General features: G+C 35.8%; 1 protein-coding gene. It reads right to left on the bottom strand.

Annotation, left to right across the window (positions count from 1 at the left end; translation table 11 throughout):
* Window positions 1–1,385: IS1182 family transposase (locus QZ995_RS23630; protein ID WP_301812390.1), on the bottom strand; the 1,385-nt coding region annotated here is incomplete at its 3' end.
* Window positions 1,386–1,393: the final 8 nt, after the last annotated feature.

Below are 1,393 nucleotides of genomic sequence, written 5' to 3'. Positions count from 1 at the left end.
TGGTAAAAAGTCAGTAATTGAAGAAGCTTACGCTTCTCCTTTTCAGGATTCCAGAGCCAAGTAGCGAGCTTTTTTAAATTCATAGAAGCAAAAACAAGCATCACCTGCATGGTCACTTTTTTAATCCCTCGTAAAGTGGTCCATCTCAAGCCATGCTTTTCCTTTAAATCTGCAAATACTCGTTCAATCGTTTCTTTTCTTCTTGAATAGATTTCTTTATTTTTTGGCGTATGTCTAAGATGATCAGCTTCTTCTATGTATTCCGTCCATATATGACGACTGATTTTTTTCACTGAATCCTTGCTATTTGTACATTGGTTCCGAAAGGAACAATCTTTGCAGATTGATGGATTCGATCTGTACATTCGATACCCCTCACGGGTTGTTGTCTCATAAGATAATATTTCATTTGCAGGACAAACATAGCAATCATAATATTCATCATAAGCATATTCGTATTTCTTAAAGAATCCATCCTTTGTACGTGGTCGAGTATACGGCATTACAGGACGTATGCCAGATGTAATGAGGGTTTTAGCAATATAAGGAGTTTTATAGCCTGCATCTACTGCTACTGCATACGGTTTTCCTACTTGATGAATAGCTTGATTTAAAACATCCTGAAACACTTGGCTGTCGTGAACATTAGCAGCTGTTACCTTTGCACTTAAAATGAATCCATTCTTATCGCTCGCAGCATGGAAAGAGTATGCAAATAATCTTTCTTTTTCATCCTTAATAAACCAACCACTATCCGGATCAGTAGTGCTTAACTTCACTTCCTTTTTTATAGACTCAGACTTTTTTGGCAAGGGCTTCTTTCCGTGATCAATCCTATCCTGATTTAATTCTTCTGTTAAGTAAGATAAATATTTTTTAGGCTCTTGTTCAACTATGGTCTTTCTGTATTTCTTCTTATTTGCATTAGCCTTGACGTGAGTAGAATCAATAAACATAACAGAAGGATTAACAAATCGATGTTTAAGAGCTTCTCCAAGAATATGTGAGAAAATGGTTTCGAAGAGATCTGTATCTTGAAAACGGCGAGCATAATTTTTACCGAAGGTAGAGAAATGAGGGATTGGTTGAGAGAAGTCATAACCGATAAACCACCGATAAGCAACATTAGTCTCCAGTTCTTTGATTGTCTGACGCATAGATTTTATTCCAAATAAATATTGAATAAATACGATCTTTATTAGTACAACAGGATCGACACTCGGTCTCCCACTATCTTCTGAGTATTTGTCTTTTACAAGGTCATATATAAAAGTAAAATCAATTGCTTTCTCAATTTTACGAACTAAATGATCAGAAGGGACAAGTTCATCTAACGAAACAACGGACAGTTGGTAACGGGCTTCTGAATCTTGTCTTTTTAACAAAAAACTCA

The organism is Brevibacillus laterosporus, from assembly GCF_030489605.1.
GTDB lineage: Bacteria > Bacillota > Bacilli > Brevibacillales > Brevibacillaceae > Brevibacillus_B > Brevibacillus_B laterosporus_E.
This window is presented reverse-complemented; position numbering and strand designations above follow the sequence as displayed.